General features: G+C 59.8%; 5 protein-coding genes. All 5 read left to right on the forward strand.

Annotation, left to right across the window (positions count from 1 at the left end):
* Nucleotides 1-81 precede the first annotated feature (81 nt).
* Entirely contained in the window at nt 82-2739 is a 2658-nt protein-coding gene (gene tssH, locus QZH36_RS09345) for a type VI secretion system ATPase TssH (RefSeq protein ID WP_301730049.1), read from the forward strand.
* Nucleotides 2740-2814: 75 nt separating this feature from the next.
* Nucleotides 2815-3255 carry an inner membrane protein YiaA gene (yiaA, locus tag QZH36_RS09350; protein WP_253458524.1) on the forward strand — a complete coding sequence of 147 codons (441 nt, stop codon included), beginning with the start codon at nt 2815-2817 and terminating at the stop codon, nt 3253-3255.
* Nucleotides 3256-3337: 82 nt separating this feature from the next.
* On the forward strand, nt 3338-5833 hold the full coding sequence (locus QZH36_RS09355) for a type VI secretion system Vgr family protein (protein ID WP_301730050.1): 2496 nt from the start codon (nt 3338-3340) through the stop codon (nt 5831-5833).
* Nucleotides 5834-5893: 60 nt separating this feature from the next.
* The gene (locus QZH36_RS09360; protein WP_301730051.1) at nt 5894-7564 is read left to right on the forward strand and encodes a Tle4 family T6SS lipase effector; all 1671 of its coding nucleotides are present in this window, start codon (nt 5894-5896) and stop codon (nt 7562-7564) included.
* Between the two features lie 32 nt (nt 7565-7596).
* The coding region (locus QZH36_RS09365) for a Tli4 family immunity protein (protein ID WP_445235122.1) at nt 7597-8276 on the forward strand (680 nt) is incomplete at its 3' end.

The raw sequence follows: 8276 nt of genomic DNA on the forward strand, positions 1-8276 counted from the left end.
GCTTCGGGTTCCTCACAGCAGGGAATAGCGACGGGCGGTAGCGTGTCTGAACCTGATTAATTACGGAAGAGAGAAGAACATATGGAAAACCAGTCGGCCGTTCTGCTGCGTCGTTTAAATCCGTTCTGCGCCCGCGCGCTGGAGGCCGCCGCGTCGCTGTGCCAGACCCGCGCCCACAGCGAAATCCGCATTGAGCACTGGCTGCTGAAGCTGCTGGAGCAGGGCGAAGGCGATATCACCGTGCTGGCGCGTCGCTATGAATGGGACATGGATGGTATCTGGCAGGCTCTGCTGAGCTGGCTGGATAACGTACCGCGTTCGGTGCGCACCCGCCCTGGGCTTGCCGACTCGCTGCTGGCGCTGATTAAGCAGGCGTGGCTGATCGCCTCGCTGGAAGACGATGCCGCCCATATTCGCAGCCACCACCTGCTGGCGGCGCTGACCGATAAGCCGTCGCTGGTTGGCTGCGAAGGGCTGTGGCCGCTGCTGAGCCTGAGCCGCAGCCAGCTGGATCGCCTGCGTCCGCTGCTGGACGCGCAGTCCGACGAGCGCCCGGAAGTGCAGCAGCAGGAGAGCCTTAACGTCTTATCCACGACGCTGGGCGAGGCGGAGGAGCAGGCGAACGGCAGCGTATCCGGCGGTACGCTGAGTGAAGCCTTACAGGCGGCACTCGACAAGTTCACGCTCGACATCACCGCCAAAGCGCAGGCCGGGCTGATCGATCCGGTATTTGGTCGCGATACCGAAATCCGCCAGATGGTCGATATCCTGTCGCGCCGCCGCAAGAACAACCCGATCCTGGTCGGCGAGCCGGGCGTCGGCAAAACCGCGCTGGTGGAAGGGCTGGCGCTGCGCATTGCGGAAGGCAACGTGCCGGGCAGCCTGAAAACCGTCTCGCTGCGTACCCTTGACCTGGGGCTGTTGCAGGCTGGCGCGGGCGTAAAGGGCGAATTCGAGCAGCGTCTGAAAAACGTTATCGAAGCGGTACAGCAGTCGGCGACGCCGGTGCTGCTGTTTATCGACGAGGCGCACACCATTATCGGCGCGGGCAACCAGGCGGGCGGAGCCGATGCCGCCAATCTGCTGAAGCCGGTGCTGGCGCGAGGCGAGCTGCGCACTATCGCCGCCACCACCTGGAGCGAGTACAAGCAGTACTTTGAGAGGGACGCCGCGCTGGAGCGCCGCTTTCAGCGGGTGTTAGTTGACGAGCCGGACGACGAGACCGCCAGCCTGATGCTGCGCGGCCTGAAATCGCGCTACGCGCAGCACCACGGCGTCCATATCTCCGACGACGCGGTAAAAGCGGCGGTCACCCTGTCGCGCCGCTATCTGACGGGACGTCAGCTGCCTGACAAAGCGGTGGATCTGCTGGACACTGCCGCCGCGCGCGTGCGTATGAGCCTGGATACCGTGCCGGAGGCGATCACCGCTCTTAACGCGCAGATCACCGTGCTGGAAATGGAAAAGCAGGGGCTCCAGGAGGATCTCGCTCTCGGCGAGACCATCCGTAACGGACGGCTGACCGAAATTGAAAGCGGGATTGCCGCGCGTCGGGATGAGCTGGCGATCCTGGAGGCACAGTACGATCGCGAAAGATCGTTAACGCAACGGCTGCTGGCGTGCCGTCCCGACATCAGCCGCCAGGCCGAAACGGGCGAGCTTCAGCAGCAGCTGCTGGCCGTCCGGCAGGATAACCCGCTGCTGGCGCTTGACGTTGACGCCCGTACGGTGGCTGGCGTGATTGCCGACTGGACCGGCGTGCCGCTCTCCTCCCTGATGAAGGATGAGCAGGCGGAGCTGCTGACTCTGGAAGCGGAAATCGGCAGGCGCGTGGTCGGCCAGGATGCGTCGCTCAATGCCATCGCACAACGCCTGCGCGCGGCGAAAACCGGGCTGACCGCTGAGAACGGTCCGCAGGGCGTGTTTCTGCTGGTCGGGCCGAGCGGCACCGGCAAAACCGAGAGCGCGCTGGCGCTGGCCGACGTGCTGTACGGCGGCGAGAAGTCGCTGATTACGCTTAATCTGTCGGAATATCAGGAGCCGCATACCGTCTCGCAGCTGAAAGGCTCGCCGCCGGGCTACGTCGGCTACGGCCAGGGCGGCATCCTCACCGAGGCGGTGCGCAAGCGCCCGTACAGCGTGGTGCTGCTCGACGAGGTGGAAAAAGCGCATCGCGACGTGCTCAACCTGTTCTACCAGGTCTTCGATCGCGGCTTTATGCGCGACGGCGAGGGGCGCGAGATCGATTTTCGCAATACCGTGATCCTGATGACCTCCAACCTCGGCAGCGACGCTATCATGCAGCGGCTGGAAGAGAACCCGGACGCCACGGAAGGCGAGTTGCAGACGCTGCTGCGCCCAATGCTGCGCGACCACTTTCAGCCCGCGCTGCTGGCGCGCTTTCAGACGGTGATTTACCGCCCGCTGAATGAAACCGCGATGCGCACTATCGTGGACATGAAGCTGAACCAGGTCAGCCTGCGCCTGGCGCGCCACTACGGCCTGAAAACCACCCTGGGCGACAGCCTGCCAGCGGCGCTGACCGCCGCCTGCCTGCTGCCGGATACCGGCGCGCGCAATATCGACAGCCTGCTTAACCAGCAGATCCTGCCGGTGCTGAGCCAGCAGCTGCTACAGCAGATGGCGGCGAAGCAGAAACCGCAGCATCTCCGGCTTTACTGGGATGAGGAAGAGGGCATCGTGCTGGAGTTTGACGGCCCGCAGGCGGACGCGCTGTAACCCCTTAACCCGAGGGGGATACCTTTGTGCCCCTCACAGTCAGCATTTATCCCACCAACAGACAAGGTAATAAAAATGAAAACGCAAAATATCCCGGTTTCACCCGCTTTTATCGCAATCTCCTGGATCGCCATGCTCGGCGGCGTGCTGGTCTACCTGTTCGGCCTGTGGCGTGCCGACATGCAGCTGAATGAAAAAGGTTACTACTTTGCCGTACTGATCCTCGGGCTGTTTTCCGCCGTTTCGTTGCAGAAGACCGTGCGCGACCGCTTTGAAGACATACCGACCACGCAGCTTTACTACTTCATCTGCCTGCTCTCCTTTACGATCGCCGTGATTTTACTGGTCACGGGCTTGTGGAACGCCACGTTGATGCCCAACGAAAAGGGCTTTTACGGGGTGACGTTCTTTATGGCGCTGTTTGGTGCCGTTGCGGTGCAGAAGAACACGCGCGACAGCTTATGCAACGTTCAGTCCGCGCCGAATGAGTTACAGGATCAGCCTGCGCAAGATTAAGCCCTGACTGGACTTCTCCCGCTTTATCCACAGGGAAATAGCCACGCTGCCGCACGCGGCAGCGGCCTGATAAGGACATCATATGAGCATAAATCCGGTTTCTTTTTTCAGCCACAGCCACCACCTGCTGGCGGTGCGCGACTGCCAGGCGCAGCCAGACGTGCTGGCCTTCCGGGGCGAGGAGCGCCTGAGCGAACCGTTCAGCTGGCGCGTTGAGTTCACCAGCGCCGACCCCGGCCTCACCCGCGAGGCGATGCTGATGAAGCCGGCCTCGCTGACCCTGCGGGCGCCGGTCAGCCAGGGGATGGGGAGCCGCGTACAACGGCCGGTGCGCGTGGTGCAGGGCGTGGTGACGGGCTTTGAGCGCCTCGGCACCTCCGCCGACCAGACCCTCTACGCCGTGACGCTGCGGCCGCGCCTCGCCCTGCTGTCGCGCAGCCGCCACAACGCCATCTATCAGGACATGTCGGTGCCGCAGATTGTGGAGAAAATCCTGCGCGAGCGGCACGGGATGCGCGGCCAGGACTTCGTTTTTACGCTGGCGCACGACTACCCGCGCCGCGAGCAGGTGATGCAGTACGGCGAGGACGACCTGGCGTTTATCACCCGCCTGCTGGGCGAGGTCGGCATCTGGTTCCGCTTTACCCCGGACGCGCGCCTGCATATTGACGTGGTGGAGTTCTACGACGGCCGCCAGGGCCACGTGAAGGGGCTGACGCTGCCGGCCGTGCCGCCGTCCGGGATGCACGACGCGGGCAGCGACTCGGTATGGAACCTTGCCAGCCGCTCGGTGGTGGTGGAGAAAAGCGTCAGCGGTCGCGACTACAACTACCGCAACGCCATGCAGGACATGAACGTCCATGCCGACGTCACCGGCGGCGACGACACCACCTGCGGCGAAGCTTACAGCTGGGGAGGTAACTACCTGACGCCGGGCGAGGGGCCAGAAGCGGCGCCGGAAAGCGGAACCTTCTACGCCCGCCTGCGCCACGAGCGCTGCCTGAACGGGCAGACGCGGCTGTCGGCGGTGACCTCCTGCCCGACGCTGGCGCCCGGCAGCGAGCTGAGCGTGACCGGCGGCGAGGAGGTCGCCGGGGCGTTTCGCAGCGGGATGCTGGTTACCGCCGTGGTCAGCACCGCGCGGCGCGACCGCAGTTTTGAAACCGAGCTTGACGGCATCCCGCTGAACGACCGCTACGGCTTCCGGCCGATCCCGCTTCCGCCGCCGGTGATGGCCGGCACGCTTCCGGCGCGGGTCACCAGCACCACGGTGAACGATACCTACGGCCACATCGACCGCGACGGACGCTACCGCGTCAGCATGATGTTTGACCGGGCGGCGTGGGAAACCGGCTTCGAGAGCCTGTGGGTACGCCAGGCGCGAGCCTACGCGGGCGACACCTACGGGCTGCACCTGCCGCTGCTGGCGGGCACGGAGGTGGCGATAGCCTTTGAGCACGGCCACCCGGACCGGCCGTACATTGCGGGCGCGCTGCACGACTCGGCGCACGGGGATCACGTCACCATCCGCAACTTCAGGCGCAACGTGCTGCGCACGCCGGCGAACAACAAGCTGCGGATGGACGACACGCGGGGGCAGGAGCACGTCAAGCTCAGCACGGAGTACGGCGGCAAGAGCCAGCTGAACCTCGGCCATCTGGTGGACGGCGAAAAGCAGAAGCGGGGAGAGGGGTTCGAGCTGCGCAGCGACGGCTGGGGCGCGATACGCGCGGGAAAGGGACTGTTTATCACGGCGGACGCCCAGGCGAAGGCGCAGGGCGAACAGCTGGAGATGCAGGCCGCACTTGGCCAGTTACAGCAGGCGCTGTCGCAGGCGCAGGCGCTAAGCAGCGCGGTGGAAACGGCTAAGGCTGAACTGGCTGATATAGAGTCACAAAAATCCCTGCTGGCAGAGAGCCTGACGGAGCTGAAAAAATCGGCACTATTGTTGAGCGCTCCGGCGGGTATTGCTCAGGCCACCCCGGCCAGCCTACAGCTCGCGGCGGGGGAAAATATCATTAGCACCAGCGGTAAAAACACCGATTTTAGCGTAGTAAAAAAATTCACCGTGGCAGCCGGGGAAGCTATCAGTCTGTTTGCAAACAAGCTGGGGATAAAACTCTTTGCCAGCCGGGGAAAAGTGGAAATTCAGGCACAGAGTGATGAGATGACGCTGGATGCACTGAAAGATATCCGTATCTCCAGCAGCGAAGGAAAACTGTTTATCAGTGCTAAACAGGAAATCATCTTAACCAGCGGCGGCGGATATATTCGCATCGCTGATGGATCAATAGAGTGCAGTGCGCCGGACAACATCATTCAGCGTGCGGCGGTGTGGCAAAAGTTTGGTGGACAGAGTATCAACGTGGCGGCTCAGCAGTGGAGTACCAGTGATTTTGCGGTAACGCCAACGGTGCTGCGCCTGTCAGACCGATCTCCCGTGGCGGGCCAGCAGTTAATTTTCAAAAATGGAGACGGTATCCAGCCAACCCTGCCAACCTCGGCATCGGGGGCGGTGGATACGCAGAAAAGTATCAATATTGATTCACTCAGCGCTACTTTGCCGAAAAAAAGCTAAAGGAAAGGTGCCAGGTGGCGTAACGACAAGGTAAGCCCCTGAACAAAAAGGATGGAACGAATGGCGGAAGACAAACCAGCGGTAACCGATGACGGTCAGCCTGTAACCTGCATACTGCCGGAGTGGGATCGGCACGGGCAGGTTAACTGGAACGGTATTCAACACCAGAAAAAATCATTAAATGCCAGGGCTGTTTTGCTACAGCCACCCCTTAAAGTTATTCCGGTTATTTTCCTCCCCGGGGTGATGGGGACTAATTTGATGTCGGACCAATCTGAACAGCCACAGGCCATCTGGCGTGGTGACAGTATGGGGGGCGTTTATTGGGATTGGGCGTCGAAAAATGGAGATAATCGACGAAAGCTGCTCAACCCGGATACCACCATAGTGGATAACCGTGGCGCTATTGATGAAACCCTCTTTTCTCCGCTCTCCGATGACGGAAAACTATTCCCAACCCGGCGGGAACGCGGCTGGGGAGAGGTTTTATCCTTCAGCTACGGAAAGTTTTTAAGCGTCTTTCAGGGCGCGTTGCTGGATGACTGGCAGCAGGACCTGGTTAATTACGCAACGCCCGCCGGGAAAAAGGGCGGAGTCCTGAGCCAGCTGGTGGGCGCGCATCTTTCGGAAGACAAAGGGGCGCAAATCACCGGCGGAGCCGTGATGACCCGGCAGGAGCTTGACCACTTTCAGAATTTTTTATTTCCGCTGCACGTGTATGGCTATAACTGGCTGCAGGATAATAAAACCTCGGCCGGGGGGCTGGTCGCCTGCATCGATAAAATAATTGACCTCTACACTCACCAGCACTGTCACGGCATGGCCTTTCCCGCCGGCCAGGAGAAAGTCATTATCGTCACCCACTCCATGGGGGGGCTGGTGGCGCGCTATGCGTCGCAGATTTCAGGGGCGCAGGATAAAATACTGGGGATAGTTCACGGTGTTATCCCGGACCTGGGTTCCCCGGCGGCGTACCGCCGCATGAAAGTCGGGGCAAAGCAGGAGGGCATGGCGGGGGCCGTGCTGGGCAACACGGCGCAGGAGCTGATGCCGGTATTGGCGCGCGCTCCGGCGCCGCTACAGCTGTTGCCCTCCGCTAAATATCTCGGTGGCGCGCCCTGGCTGACGGTGGAAGGGGGCAACGAGGATGGCAGCGACGTCAGGCTGCCGAAAACGCAGGATCCGTTCGGCGAGATTTACCTCAATGAAACCCTGTGGTACCGCCTGTACGAGGCCGACATTATCGATAAGGATGCGGCGGTCATTGAGAGTAACTGGAATGCCTATGTTAAATTAGTTGACCGGCCTGTCCGCCAGTTTATTACGCAGCTGGATAAACGGGGATATCATCCCAATACCTATGCGTTTTATGGTCATACAAAACCCTCTGACGGGACGCTGAAATGGAAGAAAACCTCCCACACCTTCCCGAAAAACTTACATCCGGGTGACAGAAAACTGCCCAATAATTACCGGGAAGTTCCGCTGCCGTTTAACAAATCTCAGATCTATCAGGTCGTTTCATCCAGCACGGAGGGCGATGGTACGGTCCCGGTGCAATCCCTCAGCGCCATACGGCGTAGCAGCAGTATCAAAAGCGTGCTGGCAACCGATGTTGACCATCAGGGCGCCTATGACGTCAAAAGCCTGAAAGATATCCGTAACAGACCGGCCCTGAAGTTTACCCTGCGGGCCATCGTGAAAATGGTTCAGGAGGTCCCGGCCCCGTGAAATATATTCAAAAATTTATCGTACTGACTTTTATAACGGCCGGCCTGTTTTTAACGGCACCGGCTACAGCCGCCGCATTACCGCAAAAGGAGCGCGCCGTGATCGACACCCTGTTTGCAAAGACTAAACCGCAGTGCATCGGGCGCTACGTGATTGACGTCCCGGAGTCCTTTAACAACCAGCTGCACAATATGATTTTTATCGATGACTTTAAAATCAGCAGTAAATGGATCTATCCACCGGCCTTCCAGCAGCGGATAAGGCTCAGGGAGCAGGAGCTACGGGAAGCGATTAACAAACCCGAAAATGACCCGCAAAACGCTCCGTTTATAAAAGAAAAGATCCTGCTTCCTGAAGGTAAAGGCGTTATTTTTGACAGGAACATTTCGGGAGAGGACGATCTTGGCAGGGTTTTAGAGGCTCATGTGTATGTTAATATGACAGCTTTTATTATTACCGCTGAAATACTTGATTTGTCAGATATCAAGTATTTAAAAAGGAAAAATACATATATTAAGGCAGGTTTTACTGAAGCTCAGATGAATGAAAAACCAGCCAGGCTGGCTGCACTACAGTCGCTGATATCGCGCTTAAGCGGCAGAAAGGATGAAGAGATCCCGAAAGAGAAAGGCGTGTGTATTCCGAACGCGTTTATCAGGGACGATGGCGCTAAACACATTGAAAAAATCACCTTCCGATACGTAAATGATGA

It is taken from the genome of Erwinia wuhanensis (assembly GCF_030484085.1).
Lineage (GTDB): Bacteria > Pseudomonadota > Gammaproteobacteria > Enterobacterales > Enterobacteriaceae > Erwinia > Erwinia aeris.